The organism is Knoellia sinensis KCTC 19936, assembly GCF_000768705.1.
Taxonomy (GTDB): Bacteria; Actinomycetota; Actinomycetes; order Actinomycetales; family Dermatophilaceae; genus Knoellia; species Knoellia sinensis.
The window spans coordinates 141,871-165,771 of the sequence record NZ_AVPJ01000005.1 but is presented as its reverse complement, the minus strand read 5'-3'; the positions used below and the strand labels follow the sequence as shown (position 1 = coordinate 165,771).

Sequence of the window (23,901 nt, the reverse complement as noted above, 5' to 3'; positions counted from 1 at the left end):
GTGAGGGGTGGTTGAGGGTTCGGAGGCTTCATTTCCCTCCGGACTCCACAGTTCCCCTCCGGCGGGCTGGAGGGTGCGACGCCCCTACGAGGTGTATCGTTGGTGTATGACGCGCACCAACATCGACATTGATGATGCGCTCGTGGCTGAGGTGATCCGCAAGTACGACCTGGGCTCCAAGCGCGAGGCGGTCGACCTCGCCCTCCGCAAGGCCGTCGGCCCCACGATCACGCCCGAGTTCGTGAAGGAACTCGAGGGCATCGGCTGGTCGGGCGACCTCGACGAGATGCGCACGTCGGACGACGAGACGCTGTGACGGAGCTGGTCGACAGCTCGGTGTGGATCGAGTTCCTTCGAGGGACCGACTCGGCGGCTCACCTGTATGTCCGTGACGCGCTCCTCACATCTCCGAATGCAGTCGGGATCACCGAGCCCATCGCCGTGGAACTCCTCGCCGGCCCCACCACGGCCCACGCACTGACGAAGATCAGCCAACTCGTCGAGAGCCTCACGCTGATCCGGCTCGACCCGAACCTGGATTTCGCTGCCGCAGCGTCGCTGCACCGTGCGGCCCGGCAGACGGGCCGGACGGTTCGCAAGATGAACGATTGCCTCATCGCGGCCGTGGCCATCCGACACGAACTGACGCTGGTCCATCGCGACGCCGACTTCGACACCATCGCCTCCATCTCGAGCCTGAAGACCCGCTCCTTCGCGCCCACAGCCTGACTGGCGATCAATGCCTGCCCCGGAGGGCTTGGCCAAGTCTGGCCAATCTCGGCGGACCTCACTCTCGACGCCCGCGCTTGACGGCCCTCGGGACGACAACCCGGCTCGCAGCCCAGTCGGCGGGTTGTGAGGCGACCACGGCGATCCGTTGGCACTCATTGCCAAGGCGAGCGGACGGCATACACCGCTTGAATCGACGGCATGGCGCAGCGACGGATCAGGATCGGCATCGACACCGGCGGCACGTTCACGGACGTCGTCGCGTTCGACGAGGACTCGGGCGAACTCGTCACGACGAAGACCCCGAGCACGCCGAGCAACCCCGCCGACGGGTTCATCAGCGGCATCGACAAGGTCCTGGACCTGATGGCTGCGACCGGCGACGACATCACCGCCGTCTGCCACGGCACCACCGTCGCGACCAACAAGCTCCTCGAGGGCAAGGTCGAGCAACTCGGCTTCATCACGACCGAGGGCTACGAGTTCATGCTCGAGATCGCCCGCCAGGCCGTGCCCGACGGCTACGGCAACTCGTACTTCTGGGTGAAGCCGGACCGGATCGTTCCGGCGGACGCGGTGCGCACGGTCGGCGGGCGCTTCGACTTCGAGGGCAACGAGATCCGGCCCTTCGATGAGGACGACGCCGTCGCCGCTGCGCGGTGGTTCCGTGAGCGGGGCATCACGACGATCGGCGTCTGCTTCCTGCATTCGTATGCCGCGGACGACCACGAGCTGCGAATGCGCGAGATCCTGCGGCGCGAGCATCCCGACGCGATCGTGTCGATCTCGAGCGAGGTGCTCCGCGAGTATCGCGAGTACGAGCGCTCCATGACGACCCTCGTCGACGCGGCCGTGAAGCCGAACGTCAGCCGCTACGTGAGCAACATCCACGAGCGGCTGCAGGGCTTCACTGGCGGGCGGCCCATCCCGTTCTATGTGATGAAGTCCAACGGGGGCGTGCTCTCCGCCGACGAGGTGGTGCACCAGCCGATCACCACGGTCCTGTCCGGACCGGCGGCCGGGGCGCTGGGTGCCGCGCTCATCGCTCAGAAGGCCGGCTTCGACAAGGTCCTCACCTGTGACGGCGGCGGCACCTCGACCGACGTGTCCGTGGTGCTCGACGGCGAGCCGACGCTCACGACCGAGGGCACGGTCGGCGCCTATCCGAGCAAGATCCCGATGATCGACGTCGTCACCGTGGGAGCGGGCGGCGGGTCGATTGCCTGGGTGTCTCCGGAGGGTGCGCTCAAGGTCGGGCCGCACTCGGCGGGTGCCGACCCGGGGCCGCTCTGCTACGCCAAGGGTGGGACGGAGCCGACCATCACGGACGCGCACGTGACGCTCGGACGGATCCCTCCGCACCTGCTCGGCGGCGAGATTCCGCTCGATGTCGACGCTGCGCGGGCAGGCATCTCGGCCCTGGCGGAGCGGCTCGGACTCGACTACGAGCGGTGTGCCACAGGCATTCTCGAGATCTCGGCGTGGAACCAGGCCAACGCCCTCCGCCAGGTCTCGGTCAAGCGCGGCCTCGATGTCCGCGACTTCATGCTCACGACGTTCGGCGGCTCCGGGTCGCTCCTCGCGTGCCGTCTCGTCGACATCCTCGACCTCGCCGGCGTCGTCGTCCCTCCGAACCCGGGCAACGTCAGCGCCTTCGGTCTGCTCACCGTCGACGTGAAGAACGACTATGTGCAGACGCAGGTCGCAAAGCATTCGGCCCTCGACCACGCAGGGATCGAGAAGACGTTCGCGTCGCTGACGGAGCGCGCCGCTGCCGCGTTGGAGAAGGAGGGCTTTGCGGCCTCCGAGCACCAGTTCACGCGGACGGTGGACCTGCGCTACTTCGGACAGGCCTACGAGGTGCGCGTCACCGCACCTTCCGATGTGGCTGTCGATGACTCGTATGCCGTGCACGTCGCCTCCGCCTTCCACGACGCTCACCGCCAGCTGTACGGCTACGACTTCCGGGACGATCCCACCCAGCAGGTCGAGTGGGTCAACCTGCGTGTCACCGGTGTCGGACCGATCACTCGGCCCGAGCTGCGCGAGCTGCAGTCCCGACAACAATCGTCCACTGGGACAGAAGGTGCGCCGGGGGGTCAGGCGTCGGCGCGCCGCTCCACCCGCCAGGTGTGCTTCGACGCCGACGCCGGCTATGTCGAGACCGGAGTGTGGTGGCGTCCCGACCTCCGCGCCGGCGACACCGTGAGCGGTCCCGCGATCATCGAGGAGTTCGGCTCGACGGTCCCGGTCCACCCCGGCTTCACGGTGCGTGTGGACCGGTTGGGCAACCTCGTCATCACCAAGCAGTCGACAACGCAGGAGGAGAAGTGAACACCGCCGCCTCGACCCAGCACGGCTCGACCCCGCACGGCTCGACCCCGCACGGCTCGACCACGTCGGAAGCCGCCGTGAACCCGGCGGGTCTCCCCACGGCATACGAACACGGCAAGCGCCTCACCGCACCGGGATCGAGCGTCGACCCGATCCTCGTCGAGATCGTCCAGGGCACCCTCGCGAGCGTCGAGATGGAGGTCGAGACGGCGATCGCCCGCACGAGCCGCTCCCCCATGATCCGCGACGCCCACGACTTCCGGGCCGGCATCCACGACCGGCAGTTGCGCAAGCTCACCGGCCGGTCCTACTCGGCGCTCGTCCACCCGATCGTGCGGGACTTCCCGCTCGAGGAGATGGCTGAAGGCGACGTCTTCTTCCACAACGACGTCTATGAGTCCGAGGGTGGCATCGGCCACCTCCCCGACCTCTGCGTGACGGTGCCCGTCTTCCATGACGACGGAAACGGACCCGAGGTCGTGGCGTTCGTCCAGGCCTTCGGGCACCACGACGACATCGGCGGCGCCGTACCCGGGTCCATGCCGAGCAACGCGACGAGCGTCCACGAGGAGGGGCTGTCCGTCCCGCCGATCAAGTTGTGGGACAAGGGAGTTCCCAACAAAGCAGCCCTGCGGATCATGACGCGCAACTCGCGGATGCCGGACAGCCTCGCCGCCGACCTCGATGCCGAGTGTTCCGCCTGCCTCATGGGCGCGAGGCGCCTGTCGGACCTCTTCGCACGCTACGGCCGCGACGACATCGAGGCGGCGTTCGACGCGATCCTCGACAGCACGACCGAGACCTACCGCCGCGAGATCCTCTCGAAGATCCCGGCGGGGACCTATGTCTGGGAGGACTACGCAGAGCACGACGGCGTCGACGAGCCGCAGCTGCACACCCAGCGCATCACCCTCACCAAGGTCGACGACGCACCCGCCGATTCCGAGACGAACTTCCCGGGTGGGCCGCGCCTCATCATCGACTTCACCGGCACCGCACCCCAGGCCAAGGGGCCGATCAACCACTGCGGCGACTACGTCGGTGGCAACTTCCTCAAGAAGTGGCTGGCCCCGATCCTGCGCAACCTCGCCGACACCCCCGAGCGGATGGCCGAGCTCGACGTCAACGAGGGCATCGTGCCGCTCATCGAGATGCGCTTCCCCGAGAAGGGCACCCTGCTCACCCCGATCTATCCGGCGCCGACGAACGCGCGGACGTTCGTCATCCTGCGACTGCTCGGCGTCCTCGCCGGCGTCGTCGCCAAGGCCGTCGACGGTCAGATGCCGGCCGACCAGGAGACGATCCGCTACACGGGCGTCTACGGCAAGGACCGCGACGGCAACGACTACCTCATGCGCGAGGTCCTCGGCGGTGGCTCTGGCGGTCGCTACTACGCCGACGGCGAGGACACCATCCACGTCGTCCCCGACTCCCGCAACCTGCCGACCGAGTTCACCGAGTCGCGCTTCCCGTTCATCGTCGAGCGCCTCGGCCTCGCTGTCGATTCCGGTGGCGCGGGACGCTATCGGGGCGGTCTCGGCTACGAGAAGCACATCCGGATGCTGCGCGACGGACACTTCATGTCGATCGCGGACCGGTCGATCCTTGCGTGCTGGGGCGTCAAGGGCGGCAAGGCCGGGCGTCCGTTCGAAGTGACCATCGATGTCGGTGGACCGGACGAGCGAGTCGTCGACGCATTGGCCGACGCCGAGCCGGTCAAGGCAGGGCAGGTCATCCGCATCCGCACCACCGGCGGCGGCGGCTGGGGCGACCCCTTGGAGCGCCCACTCGACGAGGTAGAACGTGACCTCCGCTGGGGCAAGGTGTCCGTGGACGGTGCGCGGACGGCATACGGTGTCGTCGCAACCGGCGACCGCGACACGGTGAGCGTGGACATGGACGCAAGTGAGGCGTTGCGCACGGAACTGCGCGAGAATCGTCCCGACGAGCCGTTCTTCGACCGCGGACCCGGCTACGCACAGCTCGCGGGCGGTGAGCGGGCAAGCGAGTACGACTGGATGTGATGCCCTCTGAGCGACGTCGTCGTCATCGGAGCGGCCGGCAAGACCGGCCGGGCGGTGACACGCGCGCTCGTGGATCGCGGGGTGTCCGTGCGCGCCGCGGTCCATCTGGGGCGCAGATCCACGGTCCACGAGTCCGACCTGGTGCGCGTGGTCCCGGTGGACCTCGTGTCCGGAATGGGCGTCGAGGCAGCGGTGGCGGGTGCGTCGGCGGTCTATCACATGGCTCCGAACGTTGACTCGAACGAAGTTCGGATGGCGTCACACATCGCGGATTCAGCTGTGCGGCAGGGAGTTTCGAGACTCGTGTATCACTCGGTCTTGCACCCCGAGGACGCGTCGATGCCGCACCACCTGCGCAAGGCCAAGGCCGAGACGACGGTGCGCACACGACTGGAGTCGACGACGATCCTGCGGCCATCCGCCTACCTGCAGAACCTTGAGCGGGAGGCGAGATCGGGGCGGATCGAGGTTCCCTACTCGGTGGACACGCCGTTCTCCAACGTCGATCTCGACGACATCGCCCAGATCGCGGCCGATGCGCTCCTGGGGGACGAACACGCTGGCGAGACCTATGACCTCGCCGGCCCGGAGGAGCTCACGGTGCGCGAGATGGCGGGGATTGCCGCTGACGTGCTGGGGCATCCCGTCGATGCCGTGAGGCTGCCGCTCGAGGAGTGGGTCGCGGACGAGGGCTCCCACCTCGTGGGTCAGGCGAGGGCGGATCTCGTCGCGATGTTCCGTTGCTACGACCGGGAGGGCCTCGTCGGGAACCCGACGACGCTGCGCACGCTGCTCGGCCGTGAACCGTGCACGTGGGCCGACGTCCTCTATCGCCCGACCGCGAGTCCTGCCAGCATGGACCGATGACAGACGAGCAGAAGTGGCTCGACCGTGCCATCGACCTGGCGATCGAGAACGTCGCTCGGGGTGGGGGACCCTTTGGGGCAGTCGTGGTGCGCGACGGCGTCGTATTGGGTGAGGGCGCCAACCGGGTGACGATCGACCTCGATCCCTCGGCCCACGCCGAGGTCATGGCGATCCGTGCGGCCTGCCGTGACGTCAACGACTTCGCGCTGACCGGCGCCACGGTGTTCGCGTCGTGCGAGCCGTGCCCGTTGTGCCTGTCGGCCTCACTGTGGGCCCGCGTGGACGCCATCGTCCATGCCGCGGACCGGCACGCGGCCGCAGCAGCGGGGTTCGACGACGCCGTGTTCCACGGACTGCTCGACCCGGGCGGGGACGGGAAGCCCTGGCCGCTGCGGCGTGAGCATGTTCCCACCGCACGCTCCGAGGAGCCCTTCGACGCCTGGCGCGCGTCGCCCAACCGCACGGAGTACTGACCCCCGCTAACGTCACTCCGACAGCACTCGCGCGGTGGACGCAGAGGTGAGCGGACGGCATACAGGCCCGTCTTCTTGCGATCTTGGCAGAAGGTGACACGGTGTGACCTTCGTCTTGCCACGACCTCACCGAACCCCTGACGCCCTCCCCTGCCTAGGCTCGACCCACGCCCCCGACCAAGGAGTTGAGCCGTGAGCGGACCCCTTCACGACATCGTCGTCGTCGACCTGTCTCGTGCCCTCGCCGGACCGCACGCGGCGATGATGCTCGGCGACATGGGGGCTCGCGTCATCAAGGTCGAGACCCCCGGGACCGGCGACGACACCCGTGGCTGGGGTCCGCCGTTCGTGGGACCGGAGGACGACCCGATCTCGACCTACTACCTCGCCGCCAACCGCAACAAGGAGTCGATCACCCTCGACCTCAAGTCCGATGACGGCCGCGACGTCCTCACCCGGCTCGTGCAGCGCGCCGACGTGCTCGTCGAGAACTTCCGCCCGGGCGTCATGGATCGCCTCGGCTTCGGCAACGACGCCCTCCACGAGCTCAACCCGCGACTCGTCGTCCTGAGCATCAGTGGCTTCGGGCACGACGGACCCCAAGGGGGCCGCGCGGGCTACGACCAGATCGCGCAGGGCGAGGCCGGGCTCATGTCCCTCACGGGCTCCACCCCCGAGGACCCGCAACGAGTCGGCGTCCCGATCGGCGACCTGCTCGCCGGGATGTACGGCGCCTACGGTGTCGTCTCCGCACTCCACGAACGCACGACGACAGGCAAGGGCCGGGTTGTCCGCACCAGCCTGCTCGGAGCCATCGTCGCGTCGCACGCACTCCACGGCACGGCATACACGGTCGCCGGTCACGTCGGTCACGCCCAGGGCAACCACCATCCCTCCATCGCGCCCTACGGCCTCTTCCACTGCATGGACGGCGACGTCCAGGTCGCCTGTGGCGCGGAGTCCTTGTGGGTCAAGCTCGCCGAGGGTTTCGGCATCGATCCGGCGACCCCCGGCATGGTCACGAACCGAGAGCGCATGGCCAACCGCGACCGCGTCACCGCAACCCTCAACAAGGCCTTCGCGACGTGGCGGCTCGATGACCTCCTCCCCCGCCTCGCCGAGCTCGGCATCCCGTCCGGTGAAGTGCGTACCCTCGACCGCGTCTATGACTGGGACCAGACCCGCTCGCAGGGGCTCGTCCTCGACGTCGACCACCCCGTGTTGGGTTCGATCGAGATCCCCGGGCCGCCGATCCGCTTGGACGACAACACTTTCGCCGGTGGCCGCGAGACCCACCAGGCGCCCCCGACACTCGGACAGCACAACGACAGCGTGCGAGCGTGGCTCGCCGAGGAGGACCCCGCGTGACCGACAAGCCTTCCCGGCCCACCTCCGCCGAACTCATCGCGGCCGTCGTCGACGACGGATCGTGGCAGTCCTGGGACGAGTCACCTCTCGCGGTGGCCGAGCCGGGAAGCACGTATGCCGTGGAGCTCGCCGCCGCTGCCGAGAAGGCCGCCACCGACGAGTCCATCGTTACCGGCGAAGGAACGATCAGCGGGCACCGCGTCGCCGTCATCGCGGGCGAGTTCAAGTTCCTCGCGGGTTCCATCGGCGTTGCTGCGGCGGAGCGCATCGTTCTCGCGTTCGAGCGCGCCACCCGCGAGCGCCTCCCACTCTTCGCAGCCCCGGCCAGTGGTGGCACGCGTATGCAGGAAGGCACTCCGGCCTTCGTGACGATGGTGAAGATCTCGGCAGCCGTGGCGGCCTACAAGAAGGAGCACCTGCCCTACATCACCTACCTGCGCCATCCCACGACCGGCGGTGTGTTCGCGTCGTGGGGTTCGCTTGGACACGTGACCGTGGGCGAACCAGGCGCGACCATCGGCTTCCTCGGTGCTCGGGTCTATGAGGCGCTCTATGGGCAGCCGTTCCCCGAGGGCGTACAGACGGCAGAGAATCTCTTCGCGCACGGGCTCCTCGACGCCGTGCTCCCGGTCGAACTGCTCACCGCGACGGCAGCGCGGTTCCTCGACCTCGTCCTCGCGCCACACGATTCGACCCCCGCTCCTGACGTGCCCCTCGAGCCGCTCCCCGACATCCCCGCGTGGGACTCAATCCTGCTGTCCCGCAAGCCTTCTCGACCCGGCGTGCGCGCACTCCTCAAGCTCGGCGCGACCGATGTCCTGCCACTGTTCGGCACGGGCGCCGGCGAGTGGGACAGCTCGCTCTTCCTTGCTCTGGCCCGCTTCGAGGGCACCCCTTGTGTCGTCCTCGGACAGGACCGTCGAGGTGAACAGAGCGAGGCGCCCCTCGGGCCGTCCGGGCTGCGCGTCGCCCGTCGCGGCATGAGGCTCGCGACCGAACTCAACCTGCCGTTGGTGAGCATCATCGACACCGCTGGTGCTGCCCTCTCCAAGGAGGCGGAGGAGGGCGGCATGGCCGGCGAGATCGCGCGCTGCCTCGCCGACCTGGTCGTCCTCGAGGTCCCCACCGTCTGCGTCCTCCTCGGTCAGGGCACGGGCGGTGGCGCCCTCGCGCTCATGCCAGCCGACCGGGTCATCAGCGCCCAGCACTCCTGGCTCTCGCCGCTCCCGCCCGAGGGTGCGTCCGCGATCCTCCACCGCACCCCCGACCGCGCGCCCGAACTCGCCGAGCGCCAGCGCGTCCGATCGCTCGACCTCCTCGAGGACGGGATCATCGACCGGATCGTCGCCGAGCACCCCGACGCGAGCCAGGAGCCAGAGGCGTTCTGCCGTCGCATGGGTCAGGCCATCCGGCATGAGCTCACCGACCTTTCCGACCTCGACCCCGAGCAGCGCCTCACCGACCGGCACTCCCGATACCGTTCCCTCGGAGTGGGCAGCAGTCCTACGATGAAGGGTGGTCTCTGACCCGCCAGCCACGTCCGAAAGGCAGGCCCATGAGCACTCCCACTTCACCCAGCACCCCAGGGACAGCGCCCGCCAGCGACGACGCCGAACTCAAGGCGAAGCACCGCGCCATGTGGGCACTGGGGAACTACCCCGTCGTCGCCAGCGACCTCATCGCGTCGCTCGGTCCCATCCTCGTCGACGCAGCGGGAATCGGTGCAGGACAACGCATCCACGACGTCGCTGCTGGCTCCGGAAACGTCAGCATCCCTGCAGCACGCACTGGCGCCGATGTGACGGCGAGCGACCTCACGCCCGAACTCCTTGACGTCGGCCGGGCCCACGCCGAGGAGCAGGGTCTCGACATCAACTGGGTCGTCGCCGACGCCGAGAACCTCCCCAGCGGTGACGGTGAGTTCGACGCTGCGGTGTCGTGCGTCGGCGTCATGTTCGCGCCCCACCACGAGGTCGTCGCCGACGAACTCGTCCGGATCGTCCGCCCCGGCGGCACGATCGGGCTGCTCAGCTGGACTCCCGAAGGCTTCATCGGGCAGATGTTCGCGACGATGAAGCCCTACGCTCCGCCACCGCCGCCCGGTGCCCAGCCGCCTCCGCTGTGGGGCCACCTCGACCATGTGCGTGAACTGTTCGGCGAACGAGTGCAGATCGCGCACGCCGTGACGCAGGACCTCGTCGTCGACACCCTCCCGGCCTCGGAGGATTTCGTCGACTTCTTCAAGGCGAACTACGGCCCGACCATCGCCGTCTACCGGTTCATTGCGGACGATCCCGAGCGAGTGGCGGCACTCGACGCCGACCTCGTCGCGCTCGCGGATCGCTTCGATCGCGGCGACGGCCACATGATCCTTCACTGGGAGTACCTCCTCGTCACCGCCACCCGCAGCTGACCACGACACCTGCCAAAGGTGGGGGCACTGCCTGTCAGGTGATGCCAACGCCCCTGTGGTGCGCCCGTCCCTAGGCTCGCGATCACACGAAGTCGGCACACGGCATACGGAATCGTTCGTATGCCGGCTGGTCCGGGAGGTGAGTCGGTGCGAGTTCTCGTGGCGCTGGGTGGCAACGCGATGACGGCCGCCGACGGGTCCGCGCGCCCCCGCGACCAGGTCGAAGCGATCACCGGGGCGATGGAGCACATCGCCGAACTCGTCGCTGCTGGGCACGACGTCGTCCTCACCCACGGCAACGGCCCCCAGGTCGGCAACCTCCTCGTCAAGAACGAGCTCGCGGCCGGGGTCGTCCCGCCAGTCCCACTCGACTGGTGTGGCGCCCAGACGCAGGGAACGATCGGCTTCACCATGCTCGACGCCCTCGAGCCGGCCCTGCGCCGACGCGGAGTCGAACGCCCGACCGCCGCGCTCGTGACACGCACCCTCGTGGCCGAGGACGACCCGCACTTCCGCGAACCGACGAAGCCGATCGGGCGCTACCTCTCGGAGGATGAAGCCCGCCCGATGATCGAGCACGGCCAGCAGTGGGAGGACCGCGGCGAGAAGGGGTGGCGTCGCGTCGTCGCCTCGCCCGAGCCCCGCGAGATCATCGACCTCCCCGCGATCCGCGCCCTCGTCGAAGCGGGACACATCGTCGTTGCCGCGGGTGGGGGCGGCATCCCGGTCGTGCGCGACGCGGATGGATCGCTGCGCGGCGTCGAGGCCGTCATCGACAAGGACCTCACCGCAGCGCTGCTCGCCGCAGCCCTCGGCTGCGACATCCTCATCATCGCGACCGACGTCGACCACGCGATGGTCGACTACGGCACCCCTGATGAGAGACCGCTCGGCTTCACCTCGCTCGCGCAAATGCAGTCGTATGCCGCGTCCGGCCAGTTCGCGTCCGGCTCCATGGGCCCCAAGGTCGACGCCGCCATGCGGTTCGCGCAGACCGGCGGTCGCAGCATCATCACCTCCCTCGCCCACATCACCGACGCCGTCGAGCACGAGTTCGGCACCGTCATCGACACCAGCCCCGAAGACTGAGACACCACTAGAGCCCGAGACCGAGCTCCGACAGAAAGGCCCACCGCCGTGCCCGATGCCATTGAGGTCCGCAAGGTTCCGATCCACAGCGTCGCCGACGCCTCCGAGCTCGCGAAGCTCATCGACGACGGGGTGATGGAGGCGAGCCGCGTCATCGCCATCATCGGCAAGACCGAGGGCAACGGTGGCGTCAACGACTACACGCGCATCATTGCCGACCGGGCCTTCCGGGAGGTGCTCGTCGAGAAGGGCGCTCCCGCCGACCAGGTCAAGCAGGTCCCGATCGTGTGGTCCGGTGGCACCGACGGCATCATCAGCCCGCACGCCACGATCTTCGCCACGGTGCCCGCCGACAAGGCCGAGCCGTCGGACGACTTGCGCCTCACGGTGGGCTTCGCGATGAGTGAGGCGATCCTGCCCGAGGAGATCGGCTATACGGGCATGATCACGAAGGTCGCCGACGCGGTGAGGGTCGCGATGGAGCGCGCGGGGATCACTGATCCGGCCGATGTGCACTACGTGCAGACCAAGACGCCGCTGCTGACGATCCACACGATCCGTGACGCGAAGTCCCGCGGGCAGAAGGTCTGGACCGAGCACACCCACGAGTCGATGGACCTCTCCAACGGCACGACCGGACTCGGCATCGCCGTCGCCCTCGGCGAGATCGAGATGCCCACCGATGCTGACGTGATGCACAACCGGTCGCTCTATTCGTCCGTGGCGTCATGCTCCTCGGGCGTCGAGCTAGACCAGGCACAGGTCGTCGTGGTCGGCAATGCACGTGGTGTCGGTGGCCGCTATCGCATCGGCCACTCCGTCATGCGGGACGCTCTCGACGCGGACGGCATCTGGGACGCCATCAAGGACGCCGGGCTCGAGCTGCCCGAACGCCCCCACACGAGCGACATCGGCGGGCGCCTGGTCAACGTCTTCCTCAAGTGCGAGGTGAGCCAGGACGGTCAGGTCCGTGGTCGGCGCAACGCGATGCTCGACGACTCCGACGTGCACTGGCACCGCCAGATCAAGTCGGCCGTCGGTGGAGTCACGGCGTCGGTGACCGGCGACCCGGCAGTGTTCGTGTCGGTCTCGGCGGCCCACCAAGGTCCCGATGGAGGTGGCCCGGTGGCCGCGATAGTCGACCTCGGCTCCGGGGACCCGACCGGCTATGCAGCACCTGGACCCACCACCTGACCTCAGCCTCCCCCGCCCCCTCCATCACCACCGCCACCACCACCAACGTCGCCACCGAAGAAGCCCCCGTAGTCGCCGCCGCGGCTGCCGTCCGCGCTAGACGACCTCAGGGACTCCGGTGTGGCGCCGGCCCGAGCGTGCTCGCGCCACGTCATCGGACGCTTCCTCGTGTGGCTTCGCACGATCTCGACGAAGAGTGCAGCGAATCCCACGATGAAGAAGACGAGCAACCCCACGCCGATGATGGTCCTGAATGCGCTCGACATGGCCTCACCTCCCGCGTTGAGAACCTCGACTCACTGGGCGTTGGACGGGTCGCCGCGTCCGGGCAGGCCAGCCCACAGTGGCTGTCGGCTCAGAAGCCGCCGCCGTAGCCGCCGTTGTCCACCTGACGCTGGAAGTTCTTCGCCTCCAGCGCGACGCGGTCGCCAGCGTCGCCAGCGTCCGTCAGGTCACCCGTGTGCCGACGGTCGAAGAGCCACGCGCCGACGAACACGACCGCGATAACCACTGCGATGCTGCCCCACAACCACCACATGACGCCGCTCCGATCCGCCCGGCTGCAGGCCCGGGCCACGACTTCAGTGTCAACCTGCGGCGGGTGCGCAGTCGATGGTCACAACGTGCCTGCCCGTCGCCAACCGTGCCGTGGGCGCAGGCCCCCTACGGAGGGCCGTAGCTGCCGGTGTTGAAGCGAGTGACGTCCGCGTCGCCCTGGGCCCGGTTGAACCTCTCGGCGTCGCGATGAGTCAGGTCGTGACCGAACCTGCGGTCGTAGATCCAGGCCCCGACGAGGACGGCCAGAACCACGATCCCTGCGATGGTCCAGAACATCAGCCCAACTCCTCCACCAACCCACGATGGTCAGTTCCATCCCCTGCTTCAGTGAGCAGGCGGTCGCCGATGGCGCCGAGCCCACGCTACCGCTCGGACGTGACCGTTGGACTCAACACGGTCGTGCGCCGCGATCGTCCGTCCGAAACTCCAATCGCGCAGGATCTCGACGACGAGCGTGATGAACGCCGCCACGATGAGCGTGAAGAGTAGTACGAGCACGGCGTTGCCGAGGATGTTCCAGAACATGACCCCATCCCTCTCCCCAGCGAGAGGCCCCGCCGGTCCCAACGCCAATATCCTGCGGTCTCGCGCTCGACGACATCCCTCCGAAGACCCCTCGCCCCATGGCGAGATCAGGGCAGAGCGGACCCGCCCACCTGAGCCACTGGATCACCACCAGTCCCGAACTCACCGAATTCCTCGGTTCGGGACATCAATGGTTCAACGTCCCGAACTCACCGAATTCCTCGGTTCGGGATCAATGGTTCAACGTCCCGAACGGAGGAATTCGGTGAGGTCGGGACGAGCGGGTGTGCCCAGGTTGGGGTTGGGACTCAGTGGGCGAAGTGGCGGGTGCCCGTGAAGTAGAGCGTCACGCCGGCAGCCTGCGCCGCCTCGATGACCTCGCCGTCCCGCATCGACCCGCCGGGCGCCACGACCGCGCGCACCCCGGCGTCGATGAGCACCTGGAGTCCGTCGGCGAACGGGAAGAACGCGTCCGACGACGCCACTGCCCCGCGCGCCCGTTCGACGCCACCTTCCTCAGCAGCACCCGAGTTCGCGCGCGACACCGCGAGGTGGCACGAGTCGACGCGGTTCACTTGGCCCATGCCGATCCCGACCGACGCCCCGCCCGAAGCGAGGAGGATCGCGTTGGACTTCACGGCACGCACGGAGCGCCACGCGAACTGCAGGTCCGCGAGCGTCGCCTCGTCCGCGGCGTCCCCGGACACCAATCGCCAGTTCGCCGCGTCGTCCCCGCCAACAACAGCACCAGCGTCATCCGACACCACGGCGTCGACCGCATCGCGGTGCTGCATCAGCAACCCACCGGAGATGGGCCGGATCTCGGCCCCACCCCGCGACGGCGCCGCCGCCTCGAGCAGGCGGATGTTCTTCTTCGCGGTCAGCACCTCGAGTGCCTCGGCGTCGAAGCCGGGAGCCACGACGACCTCGGTGAAGATGTCGGCGACCGTCCGTGCCATCTCGACGGTCACGGGCCGGTTCGTGGCGATGATCCCGCCGAACGCCGACACCGGGTCGCACGCGTGCGCCTTCGCGTGCGCGTCCGCGACATCAGCGCCCACAGCGATCCCGCACGGGTTCGCGTGCTTGATGATCGCGACCGTCGGCTTGTCGCCGTGGTCATATGCCGCCCGCACCGCAGCATCGGCGTCGACGTAGTTGTTGTAGGACATCTCCTTGCCGTGCAGCTGCTTCGCCTGCGCCAGCCCCGGCTCCGGCGCGAACCCCGAGGCATAGAGCGCCGCACTCTGGTGCGGGTTCTCGCCATAACGCAGCACTGTGGACTTGGTCCACGTCGCGCCGACCCAGGCCGGGAATCCCGAACCCTCCGACGAGTCGACGTAGGCGTTGCCCATCCACGACGCGACGTGGACGTCGTAGGTCGCCGTGTGCACGAACGCCTTCGCCGCGAGCGCCTTGCGCTCCTCGAACGTGAATCCCTCACCCCGCGCTGCGTCCAGAACATCGCCGTATGCCGTCGGGTCGACGACCACGGCCACGCTCGGGTGGTTCTTTGCCGCGGCTCGAACCATCGAGGGTCCACCGATGTCGATGTTCTCGACGATGTCGTCGGCAGCGGCACCGGAGGCGACCGTGTCCGCGAACGGATAGAGGTTCACGACGACGAGGTCGAACGGCTCGACCCCGAGCTCACCCAGCTGCTCCACGTGGTCCGGCTTGCGCGTGTCGGCGAGGATGCCGGCGTGCACCATCGGGTGCAGCGTCTTGACGCGACCCTCGAGGCACTCCGGGAAGCCAGTGAGGTCCGCGACCTCGGTCACCGGGATGCCCAGCCCCTCGATGAGCTTGGCCGAGCCACCCGTCGACACGATCGACACTCCCGCCTCGTGCAGGCCCCGAGCCAGGTCCTCCAGTCCGGTCTTGTCGAAGACCGAGATGAGGGCCCGACGGATCGGTCGGCGGTCCTGCGTGGGTCCGGGCTTGCTGACGGAAACGGCCATGGTCATGGCTCCAATCGCGGCGTGGGGTGCGGTCGTGCGGTGGGTACGGTCGTTCAGTGAACTGCCGGGTGCACCCAGGCGGGCGATGCAACTCCCATGTGACTCCCCGGTGGTGGTCCACCCGCGCCAGTCGTCGCGCCCGATTCTAGCGGCCCGGCGGGACCAGCTCGCCACGTCCCAGAGCGCCCACGAGGTCGACCAGGAGCTCCCGCTCCTCGACCTTGATCCGCTCGTGCAGCGTCTCCTCTGTGTCGTCCTCACTCACGGCGACCGCTCGCTGCGCGAGGATCGGCCCCGTGTCGACACCTGCGTCCACGATGTGCGCCGTCGTCCCGGTGACCTTGACGCCGTGCGCCAGCGCATCGCGCACCGCGTGGGCCCCGGGGAAGCTCGGGAGAAGCGCAGGATGCGTGTTGAGGATGAACGGCCCGCCGAGCGTCGCCGGACCGAGGATCTTCATGAACCCGGCGGAGACGACGAAGTCCGGCGCGCGAGAGGCGATCTCGGCAGCCAGCCCCTCGTCCCAGGCGACTCGGTCCGGGAAGTCGCGCACCCGGCATACAAAGGTGTCGATGCCGGCTCGCTCCGCGCGACGCAGGCCTTCGATGTCGTCCCGATCCGCGCCGACCGCCAGGATGCGAACGCCGTATGCCGGGTCGAGACTGGCGTCGATGAGCGCCTGGAGGAGCGTCCCCGAGCCTGAGACGAGGACGACGATGCCGGCGGGTGCGTTCACGCCGAGCACCCTATCCAGACGCAATCCCCGGTTCGTCCAGACGCCGGAGCTCTGACCTGCTGAGGACCACATGGGCCGCCGCGAGGTTCGCACGGAGGTGGCTGACCCGTGTGGTGCCGGGCAGGGGGACGACCGGAATCCCGTGGACCTGTTGACGGTGCTGCACCCACGCCAGCGCGACCTGTCCCGGGGTCACGTCGTGGGCCGCGGCGATCTCGGCGAGTGATGTCATCAGGCCGGGTCCGATCCCGGACCCGGACGCGTCGGTCCGGTGCAGGAGCCCGTGGCCGTGGGGCGAGTGGGCGACGATCATCGTGCCGAGGTCGATCGCAGTTGACACCAGTTCCAGCTCGATCTCACGGTCCAGAACCGACCAGCGCTCCTGGAGCGCCATGACCGGGTGGACCGCATGGGCGCGACGCAGGTCGTCGGCCGTGACGTTGGAGAGGCCGAGAGCCCTGACCTTCCCCTGCGCCACCAGGTCCGCCATCGCACCCATCGTCTCCTCGATGGGAACCTCGTCGCTGCGATGGTGCAGGTAGTACAGGTCGATGACGTCGACGCCGAGCCGCCGGAGACTCGCCTCGCACGCCTGCCGCACATAGGCCGCGTCAGCCCGCACACCAAAGTCTCCTGCCACGTCTTCGGTCCGCACGAGGCCGAACTTGCTGGCGAGCACCACCTCGTCACGGCGACTGCGGATCGCTCGCCCCACGAGCTCCTCGTTCCCGTAGGCATCAGCCGTGTCGACCATCGAGACGCCCGCGTCGGGCGCCGCGTGCACCACGGCCAGTGGGTCCCGGTCCGGGTCACCGACCGCCTCGCTGACCGCGTCGTCACGCAGCCGCATGGCACCGAACCCCTGTCGTCCGAATGCGGCGGGATCCAGCACGGAGGTCAGGGCAGGTTCGGTTCGGCGCATGTCCGGCACGCTAGGACCTCACCCACGCTTGAGGTCAAGGACGACGTCAGCGGCGCAGACGCCAGGCGTCCCACGCAACGACCGCGAGCGCGCCGACGAGCAGTTCGGCTCCGAGGACGACCGACGTCCAGAGAGCCGGGGTGCCGATGTCGCCGAGCCGGTAGGCACCGAGTGACCCGCCGCCGATCGCGTCGAGCACGCCCACCGCACCAGCGACGAGCACGCACGCGACAGCAGCGACGGACGCCTTGGTCCGCAGGGAGGACAGGCGAGCCACCGACGTGAGCGAGCGCCGGCCGATGAAGGCGCCGATGAGCACGGGGACCAGCACGAGCAGGCGTACCGGCCAGGGATAGGTCCCCGGTTGCGGCATGGCGCCGAAGACCGGAACGAGCGGCATGAGCCCGCTCGTCGTCCCGGCGACGGAGGTGTGTGCCCCGTCGACGACGGAGAAGCCCGGTCCGGCGAGGAGTCCGACGACCCAGAGCGCGAGGTTCGGGAGGGAGGCGGCCTGCACGGCCACGAGCAGGACGCCGCCGAGCACGCCACCGCCGATCTCGCTCTGGAGGTTCGTCACCGAGTCCCACTTCAGCGCGATCGCAGCCAGCACGATCGACAACGCCACCCCGAGCACGACGATCAGTCCGCGAAGCGCAGGACGCGCGGCCCGACGGACGACGTCCGGCAGGACCCTGGCCTCGAGGCGTGGCCCGATGATCTCGGCCTCTCGGGCCAGTCGCCGCAGGGCCACGATGAGCGCCAGCCCGGGCACGGCCACGAGGGGCGCCGCCAGACTGGGCCACCGCAGGGGCAACGACCCCGCGAGGGTGAGGGCGGAAGCCAGACCGACGGCGACGGCATACCCGATCCACCAGCGGACGGCGACGCCCGCAACCGAACGCGGCAACAGATCGGCCCACCACGCATCATCGACATCGGCGGTTGCCAGCGCCCGGCTCGCCCCGCGGGCGGCTCCCCAGACGGCGAGAGCACCCAGCACGAGCGGCAGGAAGGCGATGACCATCGCGCCGGACCCGAGGTGTGCCCCCTGGACGAGCAGCCACAGGGACGCGCCAGCGCCGAGCGGCTCGGCGAAGGACGCGGCCGGGCGCGGGTCGAGCATCCAGCCGAGGACGGTGGGCACGAGCACGACGAGGAGCGACAGGAGACCGGTCACCACGCCGATGAGGACGTCGCGTGCCGGGTCGGGAAGCCACGACGCCCGAGGCATCCTCTCGCCGTCGGCGTCGTCAGAGGGGCGAACGCCCCGCAGCAGATCCATGACTGTCATTGCCGCCCAGTCTCCCCCGGTGCCCGCCTCGGACCGTGGCGCACACGCCGAGCCGGCCAGACCCGGACTCTCACCCGGGCCTGCAATTCCCCCGTGCGTACCGTGCAACCTTTGGCCCCGCTCGCGCGTCTGCTGGGGTGAAGATGGAGACCGACCGACCAGGGGGCAAGCCGTGAGGGACAGGGATACGCAGTCGTTCGATGACTTCTATCGAGCAGCCGCACCGAGGGTCGTGCACCTCGTGTACGCCACCACCGGCGACCTCACCCTCGCGCAGGACGCCACCCAGGAGGCGTTCGCCAAGGCCTGGAGCGACTGGACCCGCGTCTCCACGCACGACGACCCCACGGCCTGGGTCCGCACCGTCGCCCGCCGCATCGCCATCTCCCAGTGGCGCCGCGGCAAGGCCCGCGACCGCGCCTACACCCGGCACGGAGCGACAGCGACCCAGGCCCAACCCGACGAGAACCGCGTCGCCGTCGTCGCCGCCCTCCGGCAGCTGAGCCCGGCGCTTCGCGAGACGGTCGCGCTGCACTACCTCGGCGACCGGAGCATCGAACAGATCGCGGCAGAACTGGGCGTCCCGGCGGGGACCGTCAAGGCCAGGCTCCACCGCGGCCGAGCCCAACTCGCGGACCTGCTCCGCTCCGGCCCAGCAGCCCCGAGCGGGGCAGCCACCACCACAGCCCGAATGCCCAGCCCCCAGAGGAAGGAGGCTCGCCATGGATGAGCTCCAGACCACCGACACGTGGACCCCCGACGACGACGCCTTCCTGCGCTCCGCACTCCTGTCCCTGCGTGCCGACGTGGAGGCCACCCCACTGCCGGAGCCGGCGTTCGTCCGGGCCCGCGGCGCCGCCGACCACCGTCGCCGCATGCTCGCCATCACGGCTGCCGTCGCGGCAGCAGTGGTGATCGTCGGAGCCCTGGGTTTCCGTGGCCTCGCCCGCGAGGACGCCGCTCCCCCACCGCTTCCCGCGACGCCGTCACCCTCGCTCGTGTCGGACACCCCGACCACGACCACCAGGCCGACACCCACTCTCGCGCCGAGTTCATCCGCCACACGCGCTGTGGCCCCGAGGCCCAGCAGTTCGCCGACAAGGCGGTCACCCACGGCCACCTCCGACCCGACGCCGGGGCAGCCGAAGGCGTCGGCGCCGGCCGGCGGTGGCTCGACTCCACCCCCGGCAGGACAGACGCCCCCGACGATCCACACCGTCGGGTCGCCGCGTCCCGCGAGCAGCCTCTTCCTCGGTGCGGCGGCGTGGACATCTGCCGGGGTCGCCGAATCGATCGTGTCCGAATGGCCCAACGAGGCCACCGTCGGAGCCATGATGGTGTGCGATCCCAACGCGGAGGTCGCACCCGCCGGCGTGACGTGGATGAAGGACACGACGACTGGGGACTTCATCGGGGGGCAGCGCGTCCAGACGTCGAACCTCTCCTCGGACGGCGACAGCAACGACAGTGAGCCGGCCGCCGTGGTGCGGGCGATGCTCGCCGACCCGCAATGCGCGTCCAATCCCGACCCCGACGTCACCATCAAGGCCGGACCGCGCGCGGGCACCGTCGCCGTGACCTCCGACTACCCCAACGGCAGCGGACCACGCACCGACTACGTCGGAGTCGTGGCGATGCGCGGCAACACCAACACCGCCACGATCGTCATCACCGGGCAGCGGGAGGCCAACTCAGCCAGCACCTGGGCGGCCCTGGGTCGGCTCATGGATGCCGCCGCCGCGAGGTGACCGGCGACTGAGGCGACCGCGCCAGACAAAGGCGAGCGGGCGGCATACCGAAAAATTCTCGGTATGCCGCCCGCTCGCGTTGCGCTGTGCGCGTCAGTCCAGGGTCAGCCAGGTGCTGGCTGTCAGAGACTCCGCATGATCTCGCGCATGAGCTCGGCCGTCTCGGATGGCGTCTTGCCGACCTTGACCCCAGCGGCCTCGAGGGCCTCCTTCTTGGCCTGGGCGGTGCCCGACGAGCCGGAGACGATGGCGCCGGCGTGGCCCATGGTCTTGCCCTCGGGAGCCGTGAAGCCGGCGACGTAGCCGACGACCGGCTTCGTGACGTGCTCCTTGATGTAGGCCGCGGCGCGCTCCTCGGCGTCGCCACCGATCTCGCCGATCATGACGATCGCCTTGGTCTCGGGGTCGGCCTCGAACGCTTCGAGGGCGTCGATGTGCGTGGTGCCGATGATCGGGTCGCCGCCGATGCCGATGGCCGTGGTGAAGCCGTAGTCACGCAGTTCGTACATCATCTGGTAGGTCAGCGTGCCCGACTTGGACACGAGACCGATCGGGCCCTTGCCCGCGATGGTGTGCGGCGTGATGCCGGCGAGCGACTCCTCCGGCGTGATGATGCCGGGGCAGTTCGGGCCGATGATCCGGGTCTTCTTGCCGATCGAGTAGTTGAAGAACTCGGCCGTGTCCTTGACCGGGATGCCCTCGGTGATGACGACGAGGAGCGGGATCTCGGCGTCGATGGCCTCGATGGCGGCGTCCTTGGCGAACTGCGGCGGGACGAAGGCGACCGAGACGTTGGCGCCCGTGGCCTCCATGGCCTCCTTGACGGAGCCGAAGACGGGGAGCTCCTGGCCGCCGATCTCAGCGGTCGTGCCGGCCTTGCGGGCGTTGACGCCGCCGACGATGTTGGAGCCGGCGTCGAGCATGAGGGCGGTGTGCTTGGAGCCCATGCCGCCGGTCATGCCCTGGACGATGATCTTGCTGTCAGCGTTGAGGTAAATGGACATAGTGGATGCGTTTCCTTTGGTCTGCCGTCAGCGGGTCGAGTTGTTGAATGTCACTGTGCGGCGGCGAGCTCGGCGGCCTTGGCCGCGGCGCCGTCCATGGTGTCGACCTGGGTGACGAGCGGGTGGTTCAGCTCGTTGAGAATGGCGCGGCCGGCGTCGACGTTGTTGCCGTCGAGGCGGACGACGAGCGGCTTGGTGGCGTGGTCACCGAGGATCTCGAGGGCACCCTTGATGCCGTTGGCGACCTCGTCACACGCGGTGATGCCACCGAAGACGTTGACGAAGACGGCGCGGACCTGCTCGTCGCCGAGGATGACGTCGAGGCCGTCGGCCATGACCTGCGCGTTGGCGCCGCCACCGATGTCGAGGAAGTTCGCCGGCTTCACACCGTGCGCCTCGCCCGCGTAGGCGACGACGTCGAGGGTGCTCATGACGAGTCCGGCGCCGTTGCCGATGATGCCGACCTCACCGTCGAGCTTGACGTAGTTGAGGCCCTTCTCCTTGGCCTTGGCCTCGAGCGGGTCAGCGGCAGCCTTGTCCTCGAGGGCGGCGTGGTCCTCGTGGCGGAACTCAGCGTTCTCGTCGAGCGTGACCTTGCCGTCGAGGGCCACGATGTTGCCCTCGTTGTCCTTGACGAGGGGGTTGACCTCGACGAGCGTCGCGTCCTCGTCGCGGTAGACCTTCCAGAGGGTCTCGAGGACGGGGACGATCGCGGCGCCGGTCTCGGCGTCGAAGCCAGCGGCGTCGACGATCTCCTGGGCCTTGGCCGTGTCGATGCCGACGTTGGGGTCGACCGCGATCTTGGCGAGGGCCTCGGGACGCTCGACGGCGAGCTGCTCGATGTCCATGCCGCCCTCCTTGCTGCACATCGCAAGGTAGGTGCGGTTCGTCCGGTCGAGCAGGATCGAGAAGTAGTACTCCTCGGCGATCTGCGCGCCCTGGGCGATCATCACCTGGTGGACCGTGTGGCCCTTGATGTCCATGCCGAGGATCTCCCCGGCCAGCTGCTGGGCCTCGTCGGCCGACTTGGCGACCTTGACGCCGCCCGCCTTGCCTCGCCCACCCGTCTTGACCTGCGCCTTGACGACGGTGACGCCGCCGCTCTTGGCTCCGATGGTCTCGGCGGCCGCACGGGCCTCCTCAGGGGTGGTGGCGACTGCGCCAGCCAGCACGGGTACACCGTGCTTCTCGAACACGTCGCGTGCCTGGTACTCGAAAAGGTCCACGGATTCGTTCCGTCCTCACGTCATCGATTGACTGACCCGGGCTGGAGCCACGGGTCCGTTCCGGAGGCGAGCCTAGCCCCGAGCGACACGGCACGCCGCCGTCGGTTGCATTTCCGGACAGTGTGAGGGCGTGATCCTGATGACACGGCGCCTCCATGGCGATCCACCGGGTCGCGCGGTATACCTTTCAATCACCATGGAGGCATCACTGCAGACGCATCCCTCAGGCGGCGGTTCGGGCGCGCTGAGCCGGATCCGGCGCACCATGACGGCCTCGAGGAATGTGGCCCGCAACGTCGGGACGTTGCTCACGCCGCGAGCGTTCATCGGCATGGTGATCGAGGGGGCCTGGCTCAGCACACACGTCGCCACCTATCCCCTGGGGATCTTCCAAGACCGCGCCGAAGGCATCCACGGCTACCGCATCGAGCACCTCGCCCCGGTGCAGCGCGGCCTGCTGATCTCGCACCTCGAGGCCGCGGGCACACCGATCCTGCTCGTGCACGGGCTCATCGACAACCGGTCGATCTTCACCCTCCTGCGGCGCGGACTGACCCGCCGCGGCTTCGGCTCGATCTACGCCATGAACTACTCGCCCTTCACTGCCGACATCCGCACCGCCGCGGCGCAGCTCGGCGAGGAGATCGAGGCGATCGTCCGCGAGACCGGCTACGAGAAGATCCACATCGTCGGCCACAGCCTGGGCGGCCTCATCGCCCGCTACTACGTGACGCGCCTCGGCGGGGACGCCCACGTCCACACGCTCGTCACGCTGGGCACACCGCACCACGGGACCTACGCGGCCTACGCCGCGCCCACGCGACTCATCGGCCAGATGCGACCTGGCAGCGGGCTCCTTCGCGAGCTCGACGAGCCTGCGCCGGGCTGCACGACCCGCTTCGTCTGCTACTGGTCCGACACCGACTTCGTCATCCTGCCGCAGGGCAGTGGGGCGCTCCGGCACCCCGACCTCTCGGTGCGCAACATCCGCCTCCACGGTGTCGGCCACATCTCCCTCGCCGTCGTGGGCGATGTCGTCCACGGCATCTCCACGACCCTGGCCGAGCTCGACACCGAGGGCGGAACCCTCACCGCCGGCGTCACGCCGATCGCCCCACGCCGCGGTTCCGCGTCGGCCACGGGCGGTCACGGACGACGCGAATCGGGCGGACGGCATACGGTCCGCGCCCGAAAGTGACCCAAGTCATACGGTGAGCAGCCGCTCGGCGGCCCGTGAGCACGGGGCATCGTCGGCCTCTGGGGCACTTCTTCGAAAATAGGTCGAAAAGATCGCCCACCAAAGTTTGGATAACGGGGAGGTCACGCTACGGTGGTTGCTCCCGTGTCCCCTGCACGTGAGGTATCCCTGCCTTGAGTACCCCTTCATACGAGGGGCGCCACCGTGGCCGGCATCGCAAACCTGCGACAAGCCGAGTCCC

At 68.9% G+C, this 23,901-nt stretch carries 24 protein-coding genes and 1 riboswitch; of the genes, 14 read left to right on the top strand and 10 right to left on the bottom strand.

Going from position 1 to position 23,901, the window contains the following annotated elements; genetic code table 11:
- Window positions 1-106: 106 nt before the first annotated feature.
- The 11 genes from N802_RS08790 to bar all read left to right on the top strand — a co-directional run bounded on the left by N802_RS08790 (window position 107) and on the right by bar (window position 12,491).
- Complete coding sequence (locus N802_RS08790) at window positions 107-316, top strand: type II toxin-antitoxin system VapB family antitoxin (protein ID WP_156971337.1); 210 nt, start codon at window positions 107-109, stop codon at window positions 314-316.
- Window positions 313-729, top strand: a complete 417-nt coding sequence (vapC, locus tag N802_RS08785) for a type II toxin-antitoxin system VapC family toxin (protein WP_035914847.1) — start codon at window positions 313-315, stop codon at window positions 727-729. Before N802_RS08790 ends, vapC begins: the two co-directional genes overlap by 4 nt.
- Window positions 730-930: 201 nt before the next feature.
- On the top strand, window positions 931-3,063 hold the full coding sequence (locus N802_RS08780; protein ID WP_035914844.1) for a hydantoinase/oxoprolinase family protein: 2,133 nt from the start codon (window positions 931-933) through the stop codon (window positions 3,061-3,063).
- Window positions 3,060-5,087, top strand: coding sequence for a hydantoinase B/oxoprolinase family protein (locus N802_RS08775; RefSeq protein WP_245613883.1), 2,028 nt, complete (start codon window positions 3,060-3,062; stop codon window positions 5,085-5,087). Before N802_RS08780 ends, N802_RS08775 begins: the two co-directional genes overlap by 4 nt.
- Window positions 5,088-5,093: 6 nt before the next feature.
- A complete protein-coding gene (locus N802_RS08770) occupies window positions 5,094-5,954 on the top strand; it encodes an NmrA family NAD(P)-binding protein (RefSeq protein WP_035914841.1) in 861 nt (286 codons plus the stop codon).
- A complete protein-coding gene (locus tag N802_RS08765) occupies window positions 5,951-6,427 on the top strand; it encodes a nucleoside deaminase (protein WP_035914839.1) in 477 nt (158 codons plus the stop codon). The genes N802_RS08770 and N802_RS08765 overlap by 4 nt, the downstream gene beginning before the upstream one ends.
- A gap of 192 nt (window positions 6,428-6,619) precedes the next feature.
- Complete coding sequence (locus tag N802_RS08760) at window positions 6,620-7,795, top strand: CaiB/BaiF CoA transferase family protein (protein WP_035914838.1); 1,176 nt, start codon at window positions 6,620-6,622, stop codon at window positions 7,793-7,795.
- Window positions 7,792-9,321 (top strand): acetyl-coenzyme A carboxylase carboxyl transferase subunits beta/alpha, encoded by a 1,530-nt coding sequence (locus N802_RS08755; RefSeq protein WP_035914837.1) that lies wholly within the window; start codon window positions 7,792-7,794, stop codon window positions 9,319-9,321. The genes N802_RS08760 and N802_RS08755 overlap by 4 nt, the downstream gene beginning before the upstream one ends.
- Before the next feature lie 29 nt (window positions 9,322-9,350).
- Complete coding sequence (locus N802_RS08750; protein WP_035914835.1) at window positions 9,351-10,208, top strand: class I SAM-dependent methyltransferase; 858 nt, start codon at window positions 9,351-9,353, stop codon at window positions 10,206-10,208.
- Between the two features lie 147 nt (window positions 10,209-10,355).
- The gene (locus tag N802_RS08745; protein WP_245613881.1) at window positions 10,356-11,297 is read left to right on the top strand and encodes a carbamate kinase; all 942 of its coding nucleotides are present in this window, start codon (window positions 10,356-10,358) and stop codon (window positions 11,295-11,297) included.
- 48 nt (window positions 11,298-11,345) lie between these two features.
- Complete coding sequence (gene bar, locus N802_RS08740) at window positions 11,346-12,491, top strand: barbiturase (protein WP_035914830.1); 1,146 nt, start codon at window positions 11,346-11,348, stop codon at window positions 12,489-12,491.
- A 2-nt stretch (window positions 12,492-12,493) separates the two neighbouring features.
- Here bar and N802_RS08735 read toward each other — a convergent pair whose 3' ends face one another.
- The 8 genes from N802_RS08735 to N802_RS08705 all read right to left on the bottom strand — a co-directional run bounded on the left by N802_RS08735 (window position 12,494) and on the right by N802_RS08705 (window position 18,484).
- Window positions 12,494-12,757 (bottom strand): hypothetical protein, encoded by a 264-nt coding sequence (locus N802_RS08735; protein ID WP_035914827.1) that lies wholly within the window; start codon window positions 12,755-12,757, stop codon window positions 12,494-12,496.
- Window positions 12,758-12,846: 89 nt separating this feature from the next.
- On the bottom strand, window positions 12,847-13,068 hold the full coding sequence (locus tag N802_RS08730) for a hypothetical protein (RefSeq protein WP_156971336.1): 222 nt from the start codon (window positions 13,066-13,068) through the stop codon (window positions 12,847-12,849).
- 86 nt (window positions 13,069-13,154) lie between these two features.
- On the bottom strand, window positions 13,155-13,325 hold the full coding sequence (locus N802_RS20200; RefSeq protein WP_156971335.1) for a hypothetical protein: 171 nt from the start codon (window positions 13,323-13,325) through the stop codon (window positions 13,155-13,157).
- 48 nt (window positions 13,326-13,373) lie between these two features.
- Window positions 13,374-13,574 carry a hypothetical protein gene (locus N802_RS08725; protein WP_035914821.1) on the bottom strand — a complete coding sequence of 67 codons (201 nt, stop codon included), beginning with the start codon at window positions 13,572-13,574 and terminating at the stop codon, window positions 13,374-13,376.
- A gap of 308 nt (window positions 13,575-13,882) precedes the next feature.
- The gene (gene purH, locus N802_RS08720; protein ID WP_035915109.1) at window positions 13,883-15,535 is read right to left on the bottom strand and encodes a bifunctional phosphoribosylaminoimidazolecarboxamide formyltransferase/IMP cyclohydrolase; all 1,653 of its coding nucleotides are present in this window, start codon (window positions 15,533-15,535) and stop codon (window positions 13,883-13,885) included.
- Window positions 15,536-15,600: 65 nt separating this feature from the next.
- Window positions 15,601-15,679, bottom strand: a riboswitch (ZMP/ZTP riboswitch).
- 1 nt (window position 15,680) lies between these two features.
- Window positions 15,681-16,280, bottom strand: coding sequence for a phosphoribosylglycinamide formyltransferase (purN, locus tag N802_RS08715; RefSeq protein WP_035914817.1), 600 nt, complete (start codon window positions 16,278-16,280; stop codon window positions 15,681-15,683).
- Window position 16,281: 1 nt separating this feature from the next.
- A complete protein-coding gene (locus tag N802_RS08710) occupies window positions 16,282-17,193 on the bottom strand; it encodes an aldo/keto reductase (RefSeq protein WP_211254366.1) in 912 nt (303 codons plus the stop codon).
- 46 nt (window positions 17,194-17,239) lie between these two features.
- Complete coding sequence (locus N802_RS08705) at window positions 17,240-18,484, bottom strand: cell division protein PerM (protein WP_156971334.1); 1,245 nt, start codon at window positions 18,482-18,484, stop codon at window positions 17,240-17,242.
- Between the two features lie 172 nt (window positions 18,485-18,656).
- On the opposite strand from N802_RS08705, the gene N802_RS08700 reads away from it, so the two are divergent.
- Window positions 18,657-19,214, top strand: a complete 558-nt coding sequence (locus tag N802_RS08700; RefSeq protein ID WP_035914812.1) for an RNA polymerase sigma factor — start codon at window positions 18,657-18,659, stop codon at window positions 19,212-19,214.
- A complete protein-coding gene (locus N802_RS08695) occupies window positions 19,207-20,232 on the top strand; it encodes a hypothetical protein (protein ID WP_035914809.1) in 1,026 nt (341 codons plus the stop codon). The genes N802_RS08700 and N802_RS08695 overlap by 8 nt, the downstream gene beginning before the upstream one ends.
- A gap of 122 nt (window positions 20,233-20,354) precedes the next feature.
- Here N802_RS08695 and sucD read toward each other — a convergent pair whose 3' ends face one another.
- Window positions 20,355-21,236, bottom strand: coding sequence for a succinate--CoA ligase subunit alpha (gene sucD / locus N802_RS08690; protein ID WP_035914807.1), 882 nt, complete (start codon window positions 21,234-21,236; stop codon window positions 20,355-20,357).
- 50 nt (window positions 21,237-21,286) lie between these two features.
- Complete coding sequence (gene sucC, locus N802_RS08685; RefSeq protein WP_035914805.1) at window positions 21,287-22,462, bottom strand: ADP-forming succinate--CoA ligase subunit beta; 1,176 nt, start codon at window positions 22,460-22,462, stop codon at window positions 21,287-21,289.
- Window positions 22,463-22,658: 196 nt separating this feature from the next.
- Here sucC and N802_RS08680 point away from each other — a divergent pair, with 196 nt between their 5' ends.
- Window positions 22,659-23,660, top strand: a complete 1,002-nt coding sequence (locus N802_RS08680) for an esterase/lipase family protein (RefSeq protein ID WP_084072038.1) — start codon at window positions 22,659-22,661, stop codon at window positions 23,658-23,660.
- The last annotated feature ends 241 nt before the right edge of the window (window positions 23,661-23,901 follow it).

Excerpts from the sequence above, each read along its gene's own strand:
- N802_RS08790 (WP_156971337.1), top strand. The coding sequence starts at position 107 with ATGACGCGCACCAACATCGACATTGATGATGCGCTCGTGGCTGAGGTG.
- N802_RS08780 (WP_035914844.1), top strand. The coding sequence starts at position 931 with ATGGCGCAGCGACGGATCAGGATCGGCATCGACACCGGCGGCACGTTC.
- N802_RS08765 (WP_035914839.1), top strand. The coding sequence starts at position 5,951 with ATGACAGACGAGCAGAAGTGGCTCGACCGTGCCATCGACCTGGCGATC.
- N802_RS08750 (WP_035914835.1), top strand. The coding sequence starts at position 9,351 with ATGAGCACTCCCACTTCACCCAGCACCCCAGGGACAGCGCCCGCCAGC.
- N802_RS08735 (WP_035914827.1), bottom strand. The coding sequence starts at position 12,757 with ATGTCGAGCGCATTCAGGACCATCATCGGCGTGGGGTTGCTCGTCTTC.
- N802_RS20200 (WP_156971335.1), bottom strand. The coding sequence starts at position 13,325 with ATGTTCTGGACCATCGCAGGGATCGTGGTTCTGGCCGTCCTCGTCGGG.
- N802_RS08725 (WP_035914821.1), bottom strand. The coding sequence starts at position 13,574 with ATGTTCTGGAACATCCTCGGCAACGCCGTGCTCGTACTACTCTTCACG.
- purH (WP_035915109.1), bottom strand. The coding sequence starts at position 15,535 with ATGGCCGTTTCCGTCAGCAAGCCCGGACCCACGCAGGACCGCCGACCG.
- N802_RS08710 (WP_211254366.1), bottom strand. The coding sequence starts at position 17,193 with ATGCGCCGAACCGAACCTGCCCTGACCTCCGTGCTGGATCCCGCCGCA.
- N802_RS08705 (WP_156971334.1), bottom strand. The coding sequence starts at position 18,484 with ATGACAGTCATGGATCTGCTGCGGGGCGTTCGCCCCTCTGACGACGCC.
- N802_RS08695 (WP_035914809.1), top strand. The coding sequence starts at position 19,207 with ATGGATGAGCTCCAGACCACCGACACGTGGACCCCCGACGACGACGCC.
- sucD (WP_035914807.1), bottom strand. The coding sequence starts at position 21,236 with ATGTCCATTTACCTCAACGCTGACAGCAAGATCATCGTCCAGGGCATG.
- N802_RS08680 (WP_084072038.1), top strand. The coding sequence starts at position 22,659 with ATGGAGGCATCACTGCAGACGCATCCCTCAGGCGGCGGTTCGGGCGCG.